The sequence below is a fragment of the Leptolyngbya cf. ectocarpi LEGE 11479 genome (assembly GCF_015207065.1).
GTDB classification, from domain to species: Bacteria; Cyanobacteriota; Cyanobacteriia; order Phormidesmidales; family Phormidesmidaceae; genus Leptothoe; species Leptothoe ectocarpi.
In genome coordinates, this window is the sequence record NZ_JADEXP010000109.1 from 1 (window position 1) to 16,855 (window position 16,855).

21 protein-coding genes, 1 tRNA gene and 1 pseudogene are annotated in these 16,855 nt (G+C 50.0%); 8 read left to right on the forward strand and 15 right to left on the reverse strand.

The window, feature by feature from the left end:
- Positions 1–785, reverse strand: a 785-nt coding sequence (locus tag IQ260_RS13310) for an SAM hydrolase/SAM-dependent halogenase family protein (protein ID WP_193993598.1), incomplete at its 3' end; no start/stop codon positions are given.
- Positions 786–820: 35 nt separating this feature from the next.
- Here IQ260_RS13310 and IQ260_RS13315 point away from each other — a divergent pair.
- The 3 genes from IQ260_RS13315 to IQ260_RS13325 all read left to right on the forward strand — a co-directional run bounded on the left by IQ260_RS13315 (position 821) and on the right by IQ260_RS13325 (position 2,379).
- On the forward strand, positions 821–1,234 hold the full coding sequence (locus IQ260_RS13315) for a (2Fe-2S) ferredoxin domain-containing protein (RefSeq protein ID WP_193993599.1): 414 nt from the start codon (positions 821–823) through the stop codon (positions 1,232–1,234).
- Between the two features lie 309 nt (positions 1,235–1,543).
- Positions 1,544–2,191, forward strand: coding sequence for a response regulator transcription factor (locus IQ260_RS13320; RefSeq protein ID WP_193993600.1), 648 nt, complete (start codon positions 1,544–1,546; stop codon positions 2,189–2,191).
- A 115-nt stretch (positions 2,192–2,306) separates the two neighbouring features.
- Positions 2,307–2,379: transfer RNA gene (locus IQ260_RS13325), tRNA-Thr, on the forward strand.
- Positions 2,380–2,646: 267 nt separating this feature from the next.
- Here the strand turns inward: IQ260_RS13325 and IQ260_RS13330 are convergent.
- From IQ260_RS13330 to IQ260_RS13355, 7 genes are all read right to left on the reverse strand, one after another.
- A complete protein-coding gene (locus IQ260_RS13330) occupies positions 2,647–3,360 on the reverse strand; it encodes a class I SAM-dependent methyltransferase (RefSeq protein ID WP_193993601.1) in 714 nt (237 codons plus the stop codon).
- 331 nt (positions 3,361–3,691) lie between these two features.
- Complete coding sequence (locus IQ260_RS13335; protein ID WP_193993602.1) at positions 3,692–4,054, reverse strand: nuclear transport factor 2 family protein; 363 nt, start codon at positions 4,052–4,054, stop codon at positions 3,692–3,694.
- A gap of 60 nt (positions 4,055–4,114) precedes the next feature.
- Positions 4,115–4,732, reverse strand: coding sequence for a class I SAM-dependent methyltransferase (locus tag IQ260_RS13340; RefSeq protein ID WP_193993603.1), 618 nt, complete (start codon positions 4,730–4,732; stop codon positions 4,115–4,117).
- Positions 4,733–4,742: 10 nt separating this feature from the next.
- Entirely contained in the window at positions 4,743–4,919 is a 177-nt protein-coding gene (locus IQ260_RS31005) for a hypothetical protein (protein WP_228015991.1), read from the reverse strand.
- Between the two features lie 69 nt (positions 4,920–4,988).
- The gene (locus tag IQ260_RS31010; RefSeq protein WP_228015993.1) at positions 4,989–5,291 is read right to left on the reverse strand and encodes a P-loop NTPase family protein; all 303 of its coding nucleotides are present in this window, start codon (positions 5,289–5,291) and stop codon (positions 4,989–4,991) included.
- A gap of 110 nt (positions 5,292–5,401) precedes the next feature.
- Positions 5,402–5,851, reverse strand: a complete 450-nt coding sequence (locus tag IQ260_RS13350) for a DUF6326 family protein (protein ID WP_228015995.1) — start codon at positions 5,849–5,851, stop codon at positions 5,402–5,404.
- A gap of 3 nt (positions 5,852–5,854) precedes the next feature.
- Positions 5,855–6,133: a hypothetical protein gene (locus tag IQ260_RS13355; RefSeq protein WP_193993604.1), complete on the reverse strand. Its 279-nt coding sequence runs from the start codon at positions 6,131–6,133 to the stop codon at positions 5,855–5,857.
- Between the two features lie 252 nt (positions 6,134–6,385).
- Here IQ260_RS13355 and IQ260_RS13360 point away from each other — a divergent pair, with 252 nt between their 5' ends.
- On the forward strand, positions 6,386–7,033 hold the full coding sequence (locus IQ260_RS13360; protein ID WP_193993605.1) for a TetR/AcrR family transcriptional regulator: 648 nt from the start codon (positions 6,386–6,388) through the stop codon (positions 7,031–7,033).
- Between the two features lie 216 nt (positions 7,034–7,249).
- Here the strand turns inward: IQ260_RS13360 and IQ260_RS13365 are convergent, their stop codons facing one another.
- Together IQ260_RS13365 and IQ260_RS13370 are read right to left on the reverse strand one after the other, a co-directional pair.
- The gene (locus tag IQ260_RS13365; RefSeq protein WP_193993606.1) at positions 7,250–9,970 is read right to left on the reverse strand and encodes a LuxR C-terminal-related transcriptional regulator; all 2,721 of its coding nucleotides are present in this window, start codon (positions 9,968–9,970) and stop codon (positions 7,250–7,252) included.
- A gap of 14 nt (positions 9,971–9,984) precedes the next feature.
- Complete coding sequence (locus IQ260_RS13370; protein WP_193993607.1) at positions 9,985–10,854, reverse strand: AraC family transcriptional regulator; 870 nt, start codon at positions 10,852–10,854, stop codon at positions 9,985–9,987.
- A 218-nt stretch (positions 10,855–11,072) separates the two neighbouring features.
- Between IQ260_RS13370 and IQ260_RS13375 the strand changes: the two genes are divergently transcribed.
- Together IQ260_RS13375 and IQ260_RS13380 are read left to right on the forward strand one after the other, a co-directional pair.
- Entirely contained in the window at positions 11,073–11,702 is a 630-nt protein-coding gene (locus tag IQ260_RS13375) for an NAD(P)-dependent oxidoreductase (RefSeq protein WP_193993608.1), read from the forward strand.
- A gap of 244 nt (positions 11,703–11,946) precedes the next feature.
- A complete protein-coding gene (locus tag IQ260_RS13380; RefSeq protein ID WP_193993609.1) occupies positions 11,947–12,450 on the forward strand; it encodes an anthrone oxygenase family protein in 504 nt (167 codons plus the stop codon).
- Between the two features lie 88 nt (positions 12,451–12,538).
- On the opposite strand, the gene IQ260_RS13385 is transcribed toward IQ260_RS13380, so the two are convergent.
- From IQ260_RS13385 to IQ260_RS13400, 4 genes are all read right to left on the reverse strand, one after another.
- Positions 12,539–12,832 carry a DUF1330 domain-containing protein gene (locus IQ260_RS13385; RefSeq protein WP_193993610.1) on the reverse strand — a complete coding sequence of 98 codons (294 nt, stop codon included), beginning with the start codon at positions 12,830–12,832 and terminating at the stop codon, positions 12,539–12,541.
- Between the two features lie 52 nt (positions 12,833–12,884).
- On the reverse strand, positions 12,885–13,643 hold the full coding sequence (locus tag IQ260_RS13390; RefSeq protein ID WP_193993611.1) for an NAD(P)-dependent oxidoreductase: 759 nt from the start codon (positions 13,641–13,643) through the stop codon (positions 12,885–12,887).
- A gap of 317 nt (positions 13,644–13,960) precedes the next feature.
- Positions 13,961–14,494 (reverse strand): hypothetical protein, encoded by a 534-nt coding sequence (locus IQ260_RS13395; protein ID WP_193993612.1) that lies wholly within the window; start codon positions 14,492–14,494, stop codon positions 13,961–13,963.
- Positions 14,495–14,543: 49 nt separating this feature from the next.
- A complete protein-coding gene (locus IQ260_RS13400; protein WP_228015997.1) occupies positions 14,544–15,146 on the reverse strand; it encodes a hypothetical protein in 603 nt (200 codons plus the stop codon).
- A 91-nt stretch (positions 15,147–15,237) separates the two neighbouring features.
- Between IQ260_RS13400 and IQ260_RS13405 the strand changes: the two genes are divergently transcribed.
- Complete coding sequence (locus IQ260_RS13405; RefSeq protein ID WP_193993613.1) at positions 15,238–15,828, forward strand: TetR/AcrR family transcriptional regulator; 591 nt, start codon at positions 15,238–15,240, stop codon at positions 15,826–15,828.
- 25 nt (positions 15,829–15,853) lie between these two features.
- Entirely contained in the window at positions 15,854–16,180 is a 327-nt protein-coding gene (locus IQ260_RS13410) for a nucleoside triphosphate pyrophosphohydrolase family protein (protein WP_193993614.1), read from the forward strand.
- A gap of 470 nt (positions 16,181–16,650) precedes the next feature.
- Here the strand turns inward: IQ260_RS13410 and IQ260_RS13415 are convergent.
- Positions 16,651–16,855, reverse strand: a pseudogene (locus tag IQ260_RS13415) (arsenic resistance protein); the annotation flags it as partial.

Genomic DNA, 16,855 nt, shown 5'->3' on the forward strand with positions numbered 1-16,855 from the left:
CCCATGGGGAGCGTCACTAGATCTACCGGATCGCCGACGTCGGTCTTAAATACCTGGGCCGCACTACCGCCATTGACCGCAATTTCCCCATAGCCATGGCTGCCGATCAGCGCCAGGGCCGTGCCTGCTGCTTGCTCACCATAGGTTTTGGCATAGGAAATAATATGTCCACCTAATTGCATCTGCCATGATTGGCCAGCTAGAAGTTCTGCAGGAATATTGGTGATCAAATTACCAAAGCGATCAATATATTGAATGCTGCCGCGATAACCTTGAGCGCTCGGGACCACATCACTAACATCTAGCCTCACTAAGCTAGAAACCACCAGCGGTGTCCCCAGTTCATCTAGAGCTACACCATTAGCCAAATGGGCCGCAACCGGTGCAAACAAATCGCGACCATGGAACGTATGGCTAAGCTGGGGCGTGCGCCAATACTCAGGATTTGTCAGTGCCACAGCCCTGATCACCGGAAAGCCAGTCAGGATCCCATTATCCGGCACAATAACCGTTTGCACTCCGGCAGCCGTAGTTACACGAGCCGCAATGGCCGCTCGCCCTGTCCCTACCCCTGGATCCACCACCACCACATGAATTGTATTCGCAGGAAAATATCCATAGCTCATCAACAAATTAAATCGAGCCGCTGAGATCGCTTGAGGTTGAATTTCATGGGTAAGATCAACCACTTGACTGGCAGGACTAATGCCAGCAATTACCCCCTTCATCACACCGACATAGCTATCTCTGTGACCAAAATCTGTCAACAGTGTGATCACACCCACAGGTCCTCACCCTCCAAAGTGGTACGTTTTTGCCAATGAGTAATTCCTTATCCAAATGTGTAGATGCTTTAGCGCTCAGCTCTATGGAGCGTCACCTTCTGATATGTGCCGATCAAACAAAACCCAAATGCTGTGACAAAGCCAGCAGTATAGACGCCTGGAACTATCTCAAACGCAGGCTGGAAGAACTGCACTTAGACATGCCCACCGAGCAGCGCCCCAGCTGTATTTTTCGAACCAAAGCCAACTGCCTACGTATCTGCCAACAGGGGCCTATTTTAGTCGTTTACCCCGATGGTGTCTGGTACCACAGTGCCACACCGGAGGTCATAGAACGCATTATTCAAGAGCATCTCATAGGCAATCAAATAGTTGAAGCCTATGCTTTCCTGAAAAACCCGCTACCTGATGTAAATAAGTACCGGACGATCCGTGATCCTATTGATTGATTGGGAACACTTGATTTGAACCTAGGGGGAAAGTAGTTGGCATAAAAGCGGTTGCCATAATTCACTCCATGCGCAACAAAATTTTAATTATGTACAACCTTGCTATAAATTTAACTGGGCTTAATAAAATGACCCTGATTGCCTATAGTCCGTACAGTATCATCAACAAAGGTATATACAAACAAATAGCTGATTTGTGGTTGTTTAGGCCCTGCTCCACTGGGAGAGATCCAGTGATGCCTTAATAGGTTTTGGACTTATCTTTTAGCACCTTATTCCCATAGACTTCGAGTAACACACGTACACGGCATGAAAGAATCTACTAATGGCGACCAAAAGAAACTCTTACTGATAGACGATGACCCTAACCTCATCCTCTTAGTAAGAGATTACCTAGAGTTTCGCGGCTATGAAGTGGTAACAGCGGGCAATGGTCGTGAAGCCCTAGATGTATTGGGTGGGTTAGTCCCCGATATGATCATTTGCGACGTCATGATGCCTGAAATGGATGGCTACGCCTTTGTCGAACAGGTACGTCAGGACCCAGGTAAAAGTTGGATTCCTATTCTATTTCTATCAGCGAAAGGCCAGAGCCAAGACCGGGTTAAAGGTCTGACCACTGGTGCAGACGTTTACATGGTGAAGCCATTTGAGCCAGAGGAACTGGTCGCGCAAGTAGAATCTTCCCTTAAACAGGCGTCTCGTTTGATTCATCATCAAAATAAGTCTGGTGGCGGTGCGCCCACCATCCAAGTTCCCTTTGATGTGGAACTTACTCCCACAGAGCTCAAGGTAGTACAGTTCGTAGCCCGAGGGATGGCCAATCGGGAAATCGCAGATGAACTTAAGGTCAGTCAGCGCACTATTGAAAGCCATGTCAGCAATATGCTAGGCAAAACAGGTTTGCATAATCGCACTGAACTTGCTCGCTGGGCCATGGAAAATAACAAGGCTTAGCGCAGGCACAGGCAAATTATGTGCTGTGGATTTGCCCATAACCCTAAACGATCAAGATCAACTTTGAAAACTAATCGTTTAGGGGTGCGAAACTTCGCTATAATGCTAAAGCTTCGCTGGTGTAGCTCAGTTGGTAGAGCAGCTGATTTGTAATCAGCCGGTCGTCCGTTCGAGTCGGATCACCAGCTTTTTAATTGAAAAATTACCTTCAAAGGGCTTTAGCCTTCAAAATTTTAGCTAGATCTAAAATTTTGAAGGCTATTTTGCTTGATTTTCGGTACCAATTAGGTACTAGAAGCTGCCCATACTAGAGGCACGGTCAAACTAGTAGTCAGGGACCGCATGTCGGAAATTCTGGAAAGTCATAATATACGGTATGCCGTTGAGGAAATGAAGCAGGCTGCGTATGGACCGGGGTGCTAATGACCCTGTTAGTTTGGCTATCTTGGCGGATATTACAGCGACGGCAGGGAGATCCTCATCCTTGGTTTAACACCAAGCGTGGCTATACACATCCACTTCGACCAGCCAGTACCATAGTCAAACGATCTCACGGCCTCAAGACCTGTTGTTTGTAGGAACGAGTCCAACTGGTTAGCCGTGTATCCGCGATTGTGCCAGCGCAGGGACAGGAGGAGACGTTGGCCTAAGCCCTTGCGAGTGACTGAGCCAATCAGAGGAGCACCGGGTTTCAGGACTCGGGCCATCTCATGCAACGTCTCTACCGGATCGGCCATGTGCTCCAAAACATGGGCAAAGATGACCGCGTCGAAGGAGTCATCGGCAAAGGGCAGGCTCTTGATATTTCCCCACCGCAAGTCGAGTGTTGTGCAGCGATTCTTTAAACTCTGTCGAGCTTGGGTCAGCATGGGATAGGAAATATCGATGCCGGAGATATGGGCTGGCTGATCAATACTGGCTAACAGGGCAGCACTGAAGGCTCCTGTGCCCACTCCACAGTCGAGAATTCGAGATGTCGGATCAAGATGGCTTAAGCGATCTCGCACCGCCTGACGTTGGAACAGGAGCTGATAATCGTGGATCTGCCCCAGACGAGCCAAATTGTCGTGCCATTGGTCGGCAGATGCATCGTAGAGAGATCGCAGGGTATCGATGCTAGGAGCGGTTTTCCAGCGGTCTAATGAGGGGATTGTTGTGTTTAATTGCATGATCAAGTTGACCCCCTGATGGCAAAGGGCGATGTGCTGCGTGGATTCAATTCAGTTGTCTACCAATGCAGAATTAGCGGCATTGCAGGGCGATAATCTTCCGTATGCCCCGAACCATGATGATTTAACGTGATTTCTATGAGATGTTCCTGGCCGGATCGTATTGAGAGGCGATCCGCTTGTGAAGCTAGCTCTAATACCCCTTCAGTATCTGTTGAGGGGGATAGCAATAATAATCTCACTGACCGTCTGAGGATTGCGGTGAGGCTGTGGTTTAGGAACTTCCGGATCCTGGAAAGCGTAGCAGTACGTGTCAGCGTGCAGCGGTTTGCTATGCGATGACACTTGAATGTCCTGCAACAAGTTGCCATTTACCTGAAGTATTTAACCAAAAACGAGTAAATCGGAAACTACCATTGGCTGATTGGCCGTTATAGTAACCTTGAATTTCGGCTTTAACTGACACGACAGCAGAATTTTCATGAATTAGTATTTTTGATTCTGACAGGTCGAGGGACTTAAACACAAAAGCTTTACTCGAATGCGCATTGAGGTCATCCTCTTTCGAGACCAACACTCCGCAATGATTCGTGAACAACAAATCGGGTGAAATCAATTTGTCTAATTCGGAAATGTCTGAATTGAGCATTGCCAATCTCAGTCTTTCCTCTAGCTCAATAATTTTGTTCTTCATAGTCTCATGGTTTCCTTACGCATAGCGTTTTCCTTTAGTGGCTGACCGTATCATGGTCGTTTATGCAGGCTTTTTGGCCACGATGAACACTGCACTGTTTTTACTCGGTTGCCATTGGTAATCCAGTTCAAATCCGGCCAAGTTGTCTGCCAATGCTTGCGAGGTGAGAACCTGAACAAATGGAAAAAATCCGAGGACTCGCCCGATGGGGGCAATCAGCTTAAACCAGCTCATGGTGTCTCCGATGCAGACGGTGCTGGTAACGAAGAGACCACCCGGTTTAAGCATTTGGTAGACCCGAGCGATCGCAGCCTCCTTATCTTTCAACAGGTGCAAAATGCTGAGACCCAGGACCGCATCCAAGCTCTGATCAGGAACCCTGAGGTCTTCAATGGCGGCCTGTTCAAAGGTCACGTTGTGAATATTCTCAGCCTCGGCCTTGCCCTGGGCAATGGCAATCATGTTGGCAGAGAAATCAATGGCGCGGATGTGCTTTACATAGGGGGCATGGAGGATCGCCGTTGACCCCGTACCGCAGCCGATTTCTAGCACTTCCATGTCGGGTCGAAAGTAGTCGCGGGTGACCGCCAGTTTTTTCTGGTACGCCGCTTCATCGGCGATGGGCTGCTTGGAATATTTTTCGGCGATCTTGTCCCAAAATTTGGTTGATTGAGCCATGGTTTAACTCCTAGGTAGGGTTGGTTTGCGCTGCGATGGTCTGGTAAAACTGAGCGATATCCTGACGCGATCGCAAGTGGTAAACCTGTTTTGTCGCGTTAACCCGATCCACATACTTGCGGTAATGGGGAGTGAGTTTTGTATGACAGAGCCAGACGGTGTAGTAAGAGTTCAGCGTGCCTTTCAAAAGTGGACTATTCTCCGGCCAGCCTGCAGGTGGGATCCAAGCCCCTTGCAGGAAGCGCTTTGTTACCCATCAATAGTGTCGTAGTACGGGCATATCCAGATATACCAGGGTATCGGCCACATCCAGACGTTCCCAAACGGTATCTATAGAGCCAAAGCCATCGACGATCCACTGGTCTTGTTGGAGCAGCGCCCCATGGGCGGCTTTGAACTCGGCATGGGGGACTTCGCTGCCACCGGGTCGGTACTGCAGCGAATCCAGCGGCACCCAGGGTAAGCCGGTCATGTCAGCCAGCCGTTTGCTGAGGGTAGACTTGCCGCCACCCGTATTACCAAATACAGCGACTTTGTTCATCGGATTTGTCTCATTCATGGCGCTTTATGATTCAAATGGATGCTGATCAAATTGCTTTGCTGTATCTCTAATTTTGAGCCAGCTTGGCTTTTCCGACACAAACTCATGAAAACTATTTTCAAGTCCAACTATGCCTCTTCACTTATCCAGTGCCGTTTTGGAGACGGATTACGCCACCACCATGCGGACCAAATAACCAATGACAGTGCGGTAATCTCCATGGTCAGATGAAAGGTATCATCTAGATCGGTGGTGCCAAAGAATAGGATCAACGCGCCGTAAAGCACTGCGACAATGATGTTAGCCCAGCGATTGGCACCGTAGGGCAAGAACCTGGAAAGTAGAACCATAGCAATCGGTACTTCAATCATCACCCCACCCAACAGCAACATCTGTTCTGTGATTGGGTTTCCATTGGATGTCCCGGTCATAATTTCTTCAATGAATCCGGGCTCAACAAATTCATGAATATCTCGAAAGATGAGGTTGAACAGGAAAAATATCCACAGGGTGGATAGCTTGGCTTGCATCGACAGGGCCAGCATTTGTCTCTGTATGTTGATGTTCTGTGCAGTCATTGTTCATGCTCCTTGGTTTGACTCTTTTGGTTGGACCGGCATAACTGAAATCAGTGGTAGCCCCAAATCGCGAACCTTAATCAGTACGCCGTAGAGGGCGGCCTGGTCTATGACCGGGCCAGACAGCAGCGTTTCACCGTTGTCTTTGAGTGCGATGGTCCAAGACCGGCCTTCGGCCATCGCAAATCCCTCAAACCAATCGCTCCAATGGGGAGCAAGATGTCCCTTGACACAAATTTCGTACTGGGGATGACTTTCAGAGGAGCGGCCTATTTGATTCATGGGAGTTGCGATCTGCGCTAACAACTCAAAAGTACAGATGGATATGGGGAGCCGTAGTCCCCACATGTGGGGATTGAATATGGGGATTAATGTGGGAGCTACTAAATCAGCTCTAGTTCTGCAGCGCGTTTTACAGCAGCCCGACGATCCACTAAGAAAAGTATCTGCCAAGAGACGGTAAAATATGAACACTGTTCACATTCTCAAAAATACGAACAGTGTTCATATTTTGTCAACCCATCTTCAAAATTAATGCCCGCACCCCATCCCACTAGCTCATCCAAACCCAACCAGATGCGGCGGCAGCCTCAACAAGCCCGTAGCCAAGAGCGGGTTCAGCAAATTCTGGATGCGGCTGAACAGCTCTTTGTGGAAACGGGATATGAATCCACAACGACCCGGGCGATTTCGGCCCGTGCTGGCGTTTCGGTCGGGTCGCTTTATCAGTTCTTTCCCGATAAAGAAGCAATTCTCAAAGCCTTGGCGATTCAGTATATGCAAGCTCAGTATCAGCGATTTCTCGATCTGCATACTTCCGCAGCAGTCAAACTGCCGTTACGCAATTATGTCGACAACATGATTAATGTGTTCGATCAGTTTTATACCGATTATCCGGGTTCACAGGCAATTTTTGAACAGTTACTCAACACAATTACCTGGTCCAAAATCGAAAAAATCGATGACTTTGAATATCAAGTGATTGATGAATTAGCTCGCTTTTTTCATGCCCGTAAGCCAAGTTTGCCGATGACTAAGTGCGAGCAGATGGCCATGATCATCACCAAAACGACGACGGAACTTCTCTGGCTTTCTCTGATCAGCGATCAAGCATTGCGTCAAGACTTAGTGGCGGAAACTAAGCTGCTGACATGGAGTTATCTTCACCAATACTTAGATTGAGAGATGAGCTAGCGAGGTTGATTCTCTTTTCTGTAGTCACCAGGTCAGTCGAGTTTCGGGGCGATAGTATGTCGTTTTTACCTAGGTCTTGACGGTGTTGGGACTGAGGTAGAGCTTTTGGCCAATTTCGGTGTTGCTTAAGCCTTCGACCTGGTTTACGTTGCCTTTGTCAGCTTTGAGCTGAGGGCGGCTTTTACCTTATCTTCCAAACTCACGTTAAATCAACCCCAACTCTGCAGCGCGTTTCACAGCGGCCCGACGATTAGTGACATCGAGTTTGCTGTAGATCCGCTTGGTGTGGGTGCGCACGGTGCTTAGCGCCACCACCAGTTCACGGGCGATTTCTGGGCCAGATAGTTCGGTACTGAGCAGTCGGAGAACATCCAGCTCCCGTTGGCTGAGGGGTTCAATTAGAGGCTGGGGAGCAGGGGCAACAGAGGATGCACTGTCCTGAGGTTGCCCCCAGGTTTCTAATGCGGCCAATAGTCGAGTGGTATAGGTTGGCGTGATGCTACGGGTTATTGCCTCCTGCAGCAGATGCGCCATTGGGGTTCCACATTCTGTAAAGATGCGAACATAGCCCTCTGGTTCGGCTAGGGTAAGGGCACGTTCTAGGGGTGCGATGGCTGCCGCAATATCTCTCTGAGCCTCATTTGCTAAAGCCAGAACCACCAGAATATTGATCATGCTGCCAGTACGTTTCTTGGCTTCTGCGGCGGCTAGTAGTTGAGTCAGGAATTCAATCACCTGACGAATCCTCTCTTCTGAGTTACGCCTGTGCTGAGCAATTAAGACTCTGGCCAGTGTGAGGTGTTCGTATTCGCGCAGATATTCCGGCTGATCGTCTACCGACAAACCACTTTCTCTCACCCAGCCCAGCGCTTCGGTCAGCCTGCCCTGCTGCAACCACCATCGCACCTTTAGGGCCTCAATCGGGCGCACATTTGGAATCGGCGATCTATGATACAACCGCGCCGCCTCGTGCAGTTGCTCAAGGGCCGTGTCTAAGTCCCCTTTAGCCGCTGTTAATTGAGCCTTGACTAACCACCAGAGATAAGCCGCCCCCGATGCCGCCCACTGCTCCCGCAGGGCCTCACCCTCTTTCAGCAGCTGACTGGCAGCCGCTAAATCTCCCTGTTCATAGCGAATCTCACTGAGCGCTAAATGCACATCTGCCATCCCCCGTAGAATTGGCCCAGGCTGTTGGACGGCTAGTTTTAAGACTTGCTCACAGGTTTTGATCGTTGTCTGCAGCAGCCCCTGCGCCAGCCCTATGTTCGCAAGGCCTAACGTGGCACTGATGGCAATCTGGATACTGCCCAGTTTTTGAAAAATCTTCAATCCCTCGTTAAAGGATTGGTATGCCGCTGCAACATCGCCACTCGTCCAGTAGGCTAGACCGAGGAAGGCTGCGGTCACACCCCGTTCGTTATTGTTCTCACTAGGCAGTAGTGCCAGGGCCTGCTGGGCGTGGGTAATGGCACCGGCAAAATCGCCCAGCACCTGGGCACAAAAGGCTCGGGCATTGGCAATGGCGGCCGGTAAAGACCGATACTGTTCTTCGGCTTGGGCCTCTCGGGAGGAGGGTTGACCCGGAGCAGCCAACCGTGCTAACTGTCGCTCAGCATCTTGCAAACGGACTTCAACCGCGTCTAGCGGACCGGTGTGCAACAACACTAATGCATAGGCCACACTGAGAATCGGACGGGTACGAATTAGCGGATCAGGCAGCGCCTTGAGCCAGCTCAGTACTGTGGCCTCTTGCTGAAGATTACGCATAGCGGGCCATATTTGTTCAATCAGCTCGGCTGCCCGGACAAAATCCTCAGCCGCGATCGCATGACGAATTGCCTCAGAGAACAACTCATGCTGCTCGTACCATTGACTGGCTTGTCCATGTAGAGTAGGCAACCGTTTTGGCCATTCTGTATGGGCATGGGCCAGCAGCACATCGGCGAACAAATGATGGTAGCGGTACCACTGGCGCTTGTTATCCAGTGGAATGATAAACAGGTTGCCACGTTCAAGCGTTTCCAGCATGGCTTGACCATCGGCTTGGTCGGTGACCGCATCACATAGAGCACCACTCAGCCGCTCCAAAATAGCGGTTTGTAACAAAAAACGACGGACGTGCTCAGACTGCCGCTGCAGGACTTCTTCCAGCAGATAGTCCACAATGTAGCGATCGTTCCCTGAAAACGCTGTTACGAAATCAGCGATGTCCTCACGCCCCTGTAGGGATAGTGCCGCCAGCTGCAGTCCGGCAATCCAGCCTTCGGTCCGTTGCTCCAAGGCAGAAACGTCTGCTGCCGAAATGGCTAGTCCCATCCCCTGGTTAAGGAAAGCCGCCGCTTCGTCTGGCGTAAACCGCAGGTTGCTTACCCTCAGCTCGGTCAATTCTCCGTGAGACCTTAAACGAGCTAGCGATAGGGGTGGATCGGCACGGCTGGCGATAATCAGATGCATTTGGGGCGGCAAATGGCTGAGCAAGAAGCCTATCCCGCGATGAATGGCCGGAGTCTCGATCTCATGGTAGTCGTCAAGGATCAGAACAATATCTGCTTCAACGGCAGTCAGTTCATTGAGCAATATCATCAAGACCGACTCAATTGGAGGTGGCTGCGGTGATTGTAGTAACGAGAGCGATCGCACCCCCAAATCAGGCTCAATCTTCTGCAGAGCGGTGATCACGTAGTTCCAGAAAACAGCCGGATCATTGTCGCTTTGGTCTAAAGAAACCCAGGCAACGCGTCTATCAGGTACCGCCGCCACCCATTCTGCTAACAGTGTCGTTTTACCAAACCCCGCCGGGGCTGAAACCAGCGTTAGTTTGCGCTTTGGGTGAATGCGATCGATCAGCCTCGGGCGCGAGACCCGATCAGCAGACCATTGGGGGAGATAAAGCTTGGTCTCCAGCAGAGGGATTCCTGTCATCATAGGCTCACGACCGTCTAGTCTCTGAAGCTGCTGGGAGCTACCCCCATCACTTTGCGAAATTGCTTGCTGAGATGACTGTGACTGTTGAATCCGCACTCCAGAGCAATATCGATGATGGCTTGATCACTCTGTCTCAGTAGGTGTTTAGCCCGTTCTAATCGTTGTTGAATTACGTATTGATGGGGCGAAATTCCCATGGACTGCTTGAACATGCGCCCAAAATGGAACGGACTCATGTTCAGTAATCCGGCCAGATTAGCCAGCTTGATTTCCCCAGCCAAACCGGCATCAATGTAATCCAGTACCTGATTCAGCTGATATGTGGGTAGCCCACCCTCATAAGTTGGCACCTGGGCCGAGGTCGTCCCATAGTTGCGCAGCAGCTGCACCGCTAGTACATTTGCCAGCGAGTCTAAATACAGCCCGTTAGGTTGCCGCTGCTGCACCTCTGCCAATAACAGCGTAGAGATCGATTCAAGTTGCTGCTGACGACTTTGAAATGTGGGTACCAAGGTCAGGCGATCGCCGTTCTTTCCCAGGGTTTCCTCCGCAACTCGCTTTAGAAATGCTGCTGGCAGCTGAATCTGTAGGCAGTTTTCAGCCCCCTCCCACCGCACAAATAGCGGTGTATTGGCAGGGGTAATCAGCATATCGCCACGGCGATACAGCCCAGTATGGGTTTTCCCATCCTGCTTCTGCAAATAAGACTGGGGGCGGGACGTTAGATTCACAAACAGCGTGTGGGCCGCTTCAGCCTGAAAATCTGCTTCCCCTGGCGGAAATCGAAGCTGTTCGATCTGAATCGTCTCTGTCTCCAGAGCTGACCCGCTTGACTGCGAATCCTCAGGAAATGAATCGGCTGGCTGGGATTGAGCAAGCGCCATAGGTTCAAGGCCGCAGTCACAGGCTAATAACGAGAGCCTAACAGCACCTCACGGGCACAGTTCAGACTTTTTTATGCGCATCGAAGTACCCCTAAATTTTAAGCGTTACATTCCGATCTCACAAGTCACCGCAAGAAAGTGACAACCCCGCAAAAAATGACAAGCATCGCCAAGCCACTCTCCGTAGGCTAAGGATGTCTTCATTAAGGAATCAATCCATGAAACTCGTAATTTTTGGTGCAACCGGAACCGTTGGCGCTCAGGTAGTTCAGCAAGCCCTGGAGCAGGGACATACTGTTAAGGCCTTTGTCCGCAATCTGGCCAAGCTCGATATCCAACATCCGAACCTCAGCTTTGCCCAAGGGGATGTGATGGATGCCTCGGCGGTAGAGCAGGCTATTCGGGGACAAGATGCTGTGATTTGTGTGCTGGGTTCCGGCAAACAGTTAAAGAGCACCATTCGCTCAGAGGGCACCCAACAGATTATCCAAGCGATGGAAAAGCTAGGCGTGCGCCGATTGATTTGCCAGTCCACACTGGGTACGGGCGATAGCTGGAGCAACCTGGATTTCTACTGGAAGTACGTCATGTTTGGCTTCATCTTGCGTCAGGTATTTGCCGACCACGAGCGGCAGGAGGCCCTGGTGCGCAACAGCAACTTGGACTGGACCATTATTCGGCCCAGTGCCTTTACCGATGGACCGCGTACGGGTCGCTATCGCCACAGCTTCCCCAGCACCGACCGAAACATCACTCTCCAGATTTCTCGCGCAGACGTCGCTGATTTCATTCTGAAGCAACTCTCGGATCAATCCTCCCTTTACCAGGCACCCAGTTTGTCGTATTAAATTGCTCGCGGATGATACCGAAGGGGGGCGAGTAGTCCTCGCTCTGATAAGTGACTGGGCAAAACTATCCAGCAATCCGGGCTATTTCCATAGGAAACGCTTTGCGAACGACTTCACTCAGCCCTCATCTTCTCAAAATTAGCTGGTTGAGCGGAGTCGAAACCAGCGGCGTTAGAGACATTTATTTTCGGTTATCTACTTACCTGATCATTCCCAACTACCGGCGTTTTAAGGAACTTGAACCATGTCAACTGAAACAACTTTTCAAATTGTTCTGATTTTGGCAACCCTGCTGTGTTCCCTGGTGGCAGGATTCCTGTTTGCCTTTGCCATAATCGTAATGCCTGGCATCAAAACGTTAAATGACCGCGAATTTATCCGCGCGTTTCAAGTGATTGACGGTGTTATTCAGAATAACCAGCCTCTATTTGTGGCGGTTTGGATGGGGTCTGTCGTGGCATCGGTGGCGGCGGCGGGGCTGGGCTTTGGGCAGCTGGATGGCACCCAGCGTCTGCTGTTGGTTGCGGCACCCCTTGTTTACATTCTGGGGGTTCAACTATCTACTTTCACGATTAACGTGCCGCTCAACAATCGACTTCAAGCGCTGAACGTGGACACCATGGATGCAGTAGCTCTGAAGGCAGCCCGCATGGATTTCGAACCGGGTTGGAATCGATGGAACTTAGTCAGAATGCCTTTTGCTGGCTTGGCATCTGTTTTGTTGATGATTCTACTCTTCAGACTCTGAAGAGTGCTTAGGATGCTATATACAGCACTACCATCGAAGCGGCCAAAGACAGTCACTAATGTCTTTGGCCTAGATACAACAGAGGCATCTATGAAATTCCTTCGACGATGACAAGGTTTGAATCGGCAGACCGATTACGATACTCTGCCAGCGCTTTGTAGTCTGGATCTTCACACCATGCTTGGGCAGCGGCCAGGCTGGGAAATTTCATCATGACTGTATTGGGATAGGCCCAATTTCTTTCAACTACGATGGTTTGATTTTTGGGAGTTGCGAGAAGTTCGCCACCATGTTTCTTAAACACCGGCATGAAGCCAGCGAGATAGTGTTGATATTCCTCTGGATCGTTGATTTGTATCTGGGCTACAACATAAGCACTCATGATCTTGTCTCCTTCAAGTTGTTTTTGTTTTAGTTGTGCTGCATATTAAAAACTACTGACATCGCTGGGATACCAGGGGTGCGGCCTGGATATACTTGCCCATGGAAACTTCCTCAAGCATCCACCGAGCCATTGAACGGTAGGAGACCGGCATCCAGGAATTTAGGTTACTCGCCCAGGTGGATGAGGCCACGGGGATGACATCTTTACCCCGAGCATTTAACCCACCCCGAACGAGGGTCCATTGCAGTGATGAGAACGCTCCTCGCCCCAGGGCGTCTACCACCGCCTGTTGCTCAGTGGCTCCACGGCCAATGATGCCGGGAAACAGCGAGAAAAGGCGCATAGCTAAGTTTGCCGGTTTACCGGGTGACGAGCTGAGGAGCGTATTGATCAAAATCACACGTTTAATTCCTGCCGATAATATTGCCTGTTCGACTGTTGCCATATTCTTGGAGAGTAAGGCCGCACGTTCCTGACTGGTTGATGTGACGCCAAGGGCTGTGATTACTGCGTCGGCTCCAGCAAAGGCTGCGGTGAGTGCCGAACGATCTGCTAGGGAGGGCACGACCGCCACCCGTGAGCCTGGCGGGATGTTGGTGATTCGTTCTGGGCGTGAACGAACAATGGCTGTAAATCCGATTCCGGCTTCTCGACACAGGTTGAGGAGTGCTTGGCCAAGGCCCCCAGCTGCACCGATGATGGCCACATGGCGGGGGAGTGGCTGGGAGTGATTGAGCGGGATATCTTCGCTTTGTTGGCCGACGATGCCGTAGCTATCGGCAATTAGGATGCTGTTTTGGGTCATCATTTTGGTGAGTCCTCTAATCAGGTTCAGAGTGTTATGATGGTTTGTTTTTGCTTAGGGCTGATTGACAGTTAAAGTCATGATTTTGAGTGATGCTTTGGGTGACTGGTGTGGAGGTTAAAGGTGTTGCTTGGGGTCCCTCCGAGTTCCCCAAACCCCCTGGGCAGGGCCGGAACGCCGCCCTACAACCCACCGCACTGAGTTATTCCCAATAGCATTAAGTTGGGGGTACGGTGGGGACGATTATTTAGATTTTGAGTCGGTTTTTGCGAGAGGTTTTGGGTGGGAATGACAATCGCATGAGGTGATTGATTGATGAGTCAAAGGCCCATGGCTGAGGATGTGGCGAATGTGATGATGGTGAGTGCTGCTATGCCTAGGCTGATGACAAGAATAGTTTGTGGTAGTTGGAAACGGTGAGGATTATTGGGGTGGGGGAAGGGGACGGTGGTAAGTGTTCTTTGTCTGGAGGTTTGTAGGGTCTGAATTGATAGTGCTATTAGGGGGAGTGAGAGAATTGTTCCTAATATTTCGATTGCTAATAAAGCAGGTGGCATGGCATCGGGTGATATGGGAAAGATTTTGGCTAGGTCTAGGCCGTATACTCCGAGATAGGATAAGCCAATGCCTGTGGCTGTGAGCATGGCCCAGGGTTTGGATTGCAAGATGAAGTAAACTAAGAGCAGACTGCTGAGTACTAGTGTTGTTAAAAATGTGTTGAATACTCCCAAGGTGAGGAGATTAATGTGAGCAAAACTGCGGGTTTCGATGGGGCCGCCGGGTACTAATGTGCCGAGGGCAATGCTGGAAATTCCGAGTAAACCGGCAACATAATGTTTGATTTGTAATGTCATGGTGTTGACCTCAAAAAGAATAGTTCAATGGTTTGTAGGAAAGAGAACCCTAGTGGCTATCGCTGGGACGGTAAGGGGATTCTTTAAGCAAATGACTGACCAGCAGCTTGAGGAAGAATAGGGGCAGGAACCATTCCAAGCCGGGGGTGGGTGTAAAAAGAGTGAGATCGCAAACCAAACTCAAACCATACAATCCCAGGGCAATCGGTCGTTGCAGATAGAGCGGGCTGGCTAAAATTAGCCCCGCTGCCAGCAGCAGATAGCTGGAGACGCCTGCAAAAAATAGGCCATCTCCACCGCGAAACAGCAGCGCCACTAGCCCAATGTGGAATAAATGCACGCTCACAAAGGTCATATGCTGCTGCCAGCCCTGGCCAGGACGGTGATACCAGCGTTTGGCGGCTGCCGTGGCATTGGTTAAAATACCGCCGACTAAATCAAAGCTTAAAATTGCGATCGCACCCAGCTGCCACACAGTCCAGTCAATGGGCAGCGTTAAGGCATATAGAGGAGCTGCGATCGCAGCAGCAACTGATGGCACCGACTGCAATATCAGTTCTGCCTGAGTCGCTCCTGGCCCAATAAATCGGTCGAGCTGACCTTTCCAGCCCTTGCGGGGAATCACCGGTTCATAAAGCATTTCAGACTTCATAGCTGAAACCTCATAACAGTTGTTATGCAGTGAATATAACAACTGTTATGATAAATTGTCAATACAGCAGTATAGAATTTTGAAAACCCTTATGGCTCAGAGCGATCGACGGCTTGAAGTTTCAGAAGCGGCCTGGCGGGTGATTGTCCGCGAAGGGCTGGACCGTACTAGTATGCGCGCCATTGCCCAGGAGATGAGCTGCACAACCGGGGTGGTGACCCACTATTTCCGTAATAAGCAGGAACTGATTTTATTTGCTCTACATCAGGTGACGGAGCGGTTGCAGGGAAAAATGGAGGGTGCGATCGCAAATCTTTCAGGTACAGATCGTCTGGTGGCCATGCTTTTGTCGTTTTTGCCCCTCGATCAAGAACGGCAGGAAATTCTGCGGGTGTGGGTCGCGTTTTTGGGCTATGCTGTCGGGCGTGAGGGGCTGATGGCGGATCATCAGCAGAATGCCGGGGAACTGCGGCAGGTGATTATTCAGGAGCTGGTCACGCTTCAGAGTCAGGGGGATATTCGCCCCGATGTTGATCCAGAGCAGGAAGCCAATGGGCTACTGGCGTTGGTAAATGGTGTGGCTCTAGATACCCTAATCCAAACAAAGTCACTAAGCCGTGAGCAGCAGGAAGCCGTTTTGCAGCGTCATGTTGATGGATTATGTCCTAAACAGACTGTGTGATCAAACTGCTATCGACTGTTTTTTGATGGGTGTTAGTCCATTGCATGTTTGGGCCATTATTCGCTTGCTACCAAAAATGCGGCGGGTAGTGGTTAATCGGTTTCGGAAACGTTCGGAAGCGGAAAATTGTCTGCAGTTACTTCGCCGCTCGGCTCCACAAAATAATTACACCGTAGTGTATTTGCCACCTGGCGAACTTGTAAAGGAACTGGCGGATATTTTGGAAGTTATTGATGCGATCGCAAATGTCCACAATATCCAACGCAAGCAGATTCAAGCATGTCAGATGCAAAGACGTTTGGACCGGGGTGCTTTTGAACATAGACTAAAGCTGTTATGGACAGAAGCCTGAAAGCTGCCAGCTAAAGTCAAGGTTCTTGCATCGAGTGCTAAATCGTAAATTCTGCCTTCCCCTACGTTATGTGTTGCATATACTAATTGTTGTAAAATAACTCTCGTAAGGATATTTTCTTGCAAAATTCTTCAGAAGTGTCAAATTCTACGTTAATGACTGCAGAATATATCGAGGTTTTTGATTTCATCATATAGGTTAAATGTGTCAGCAGGATATGGACCGTTCGCGAGTTGTTCTTTCTGGTTTGGTGAATTAATATCGCCTTTTTCATGGATGATAGGATATAGCTTTTGATTGAGAGATTTTGTGTGTCATTTTGCGTTAGGCTCTGTAAGCAGTGCGTTGTAACGCATATACCGGGCCTGCCTAAAACTCTAGTCATCGCTGATTCCTTGACGCGCTTTTTCTAGTTCTTCTTCTATCCATTCTCAGAAACCTATGAACAATATCTAAGTATCTGGTATTTGTTAAGCAGATTGTTGTATGGAGGGTTGGGAGTCCGGAACGGGACCAAAAATTCTGTCGCTAAAGCGAACGTACCAGGCTGCTGCCTGTACCTGGATGATGTAGGCCATGGCGATAATCAGGGCAATTTCAGCTCCTTGTTCTTTACCAAAGGCGGTCATGGCAATGGCCAATGCAATCGATAGGTTACGCATGACGGTACCGTAG

What these genes read in the sequence shown, in the direction of transcription:
- IQ260_RS13370 (WP_193993607.1), bottom strand. Translation starts at nt 10,854, where the DNA reads ATGGCGCTTGCTCAATCCCAGCCAGCCGATTCATTTCCTGAGGATTCG.
- IQ260_RS13355 (WP_193993604.1), bottom strand. Translation starts at nt 6,133, where the DNA reads ATGAATCAAATAGGCCGCTCCTCTGAAAGTCATCCCCAGTACGAAATT.
- IQ260_RS13385 (WP_193993610.1), bottom strand. Translation starts at nt 12,832, where the DNA reads ATGAGTGCTTATGTTGTAGCCCAGATACAAATCAACGATCCAGAGGAA.
- IQ260_RS13410 (WP_193993614.1), top strand. Translation starts at nt 15,854, where the DNA reads ATGGGTGTTAGTCCATTGCATGTTTGGGCCATTATTCGCTTGCTACCA.
- IQ260_RS13330 (WP_193993601.1), bottom strand. Translation starts at nt 3,360, where the DNA reads ATGCAATTAAACACAACAATCCCCTCATTAGACCGCTGGAAAACCGCT.
- IQ260_RS13335 (WP_193993602.1), bottom strand. Translation starts at nt 4,054, where the DNA reads ATGAAGAACAAAATTATTGAGCTAGAGGAAAGACTGAGATTGGCAATG.
- IQ260_RS13360 (WP_193993605.1), top strand. Translation starts at nt 6,386, where the DNA reads ATGCCCGCACCCCATCCCACTAGCTCATCCAAACCCAACCAGATGCGG.
- IQ260_RS13350 (WP_228015995.1), bottom strand. Translation starts at nt 5,851, where the DNA reads ATGACTGCACAGAACATCAACATACAGAGACAAATGCTGGCCCTGTCG.
- IQ260_RS13390 (WP_193993611.1), bottom strand. Translation starts at nt 13,643, where the DNA reads ATGATGACCCAAAACAGCATCCTAATTGCCGATAGCTACGGCATCGTC.
- IQ260_RS13340 (WP_193993603.1), bottom strand. Translation starts at nt 4,732, where the DNA reads ATGGCTCAATCAACCAAATTTTGGGACAAGATCGCCGAAAAATATTCC.
- IQ260_RS31010 (WP_228015993.1), bottom strand. Translation starts at nt 5,291, where the DNA reads ATGAATGAGACAAATCCGATGAACAAAGTCGCTGTATTTGGTAATACG.
- IQ260_RS13365 (WP_193993606.1), bottom strand. Translation starts at nt 9,970, where the DNA reads ATGATGACAGGAATCCCTCTGCTGGAGACCAAGCTTTATCTCCCCCAA.
- IQ260_RS13395 (WP_193993612.1), bottom strand. Translation starts at nt 14,494, where the DNA reads ATGACATTACAAATCAAACATTATGTTGCCGGTTTACTCGGAATTTCC.
- IQ260_RS13375 (WP_193993608.1), top strand. Translation starts at nt 11,073, where the DNA reads ATGAAACTCGTAATTTTTGGTGCAACCGGAACCGTTGGCGCTCAGGTA.
- IQ260_RS13400 (WP_228015997.1), bottom strand. Translation starts at nt 15,146, where the DNA reads ATGAAGTCTGAAATGCTTTATGAACCGGTGATTCCCCGCAAGGGCTGG.
- IQ260_RS13405 (WP_193993613.1), top strand. Translation starts at nt 15,238, where the DNA reads ATGGCTCAGAGCGATCGACGGCTTGAAGTTTCAGAAGCGGCCTGGCGG.
- IQ260_RS13315 (WP_193993599.1), top strand. Translation starts at nt 821, where the DNA reads ATGAGTAATTCCTTATCCAAATGTGTAGATGCTTTAGCGCTCAGCTCT.
- IQ260_RS13380 (WP_193993609.1), top strand. Translation starts at nt 11,947, where the DNA reads ATGTCAACTGAAACAACTTTTCAAATTGTTCTGATTTTGGCAACCCTG.
- IQ260_RS13320 (WP_193993600.1), top strand. Translation starts at nt 1,544, where the DNA reads ATGAAAGAATCTACTAATGGCGACCAAAAGAAACTCTTACTGATAGAC.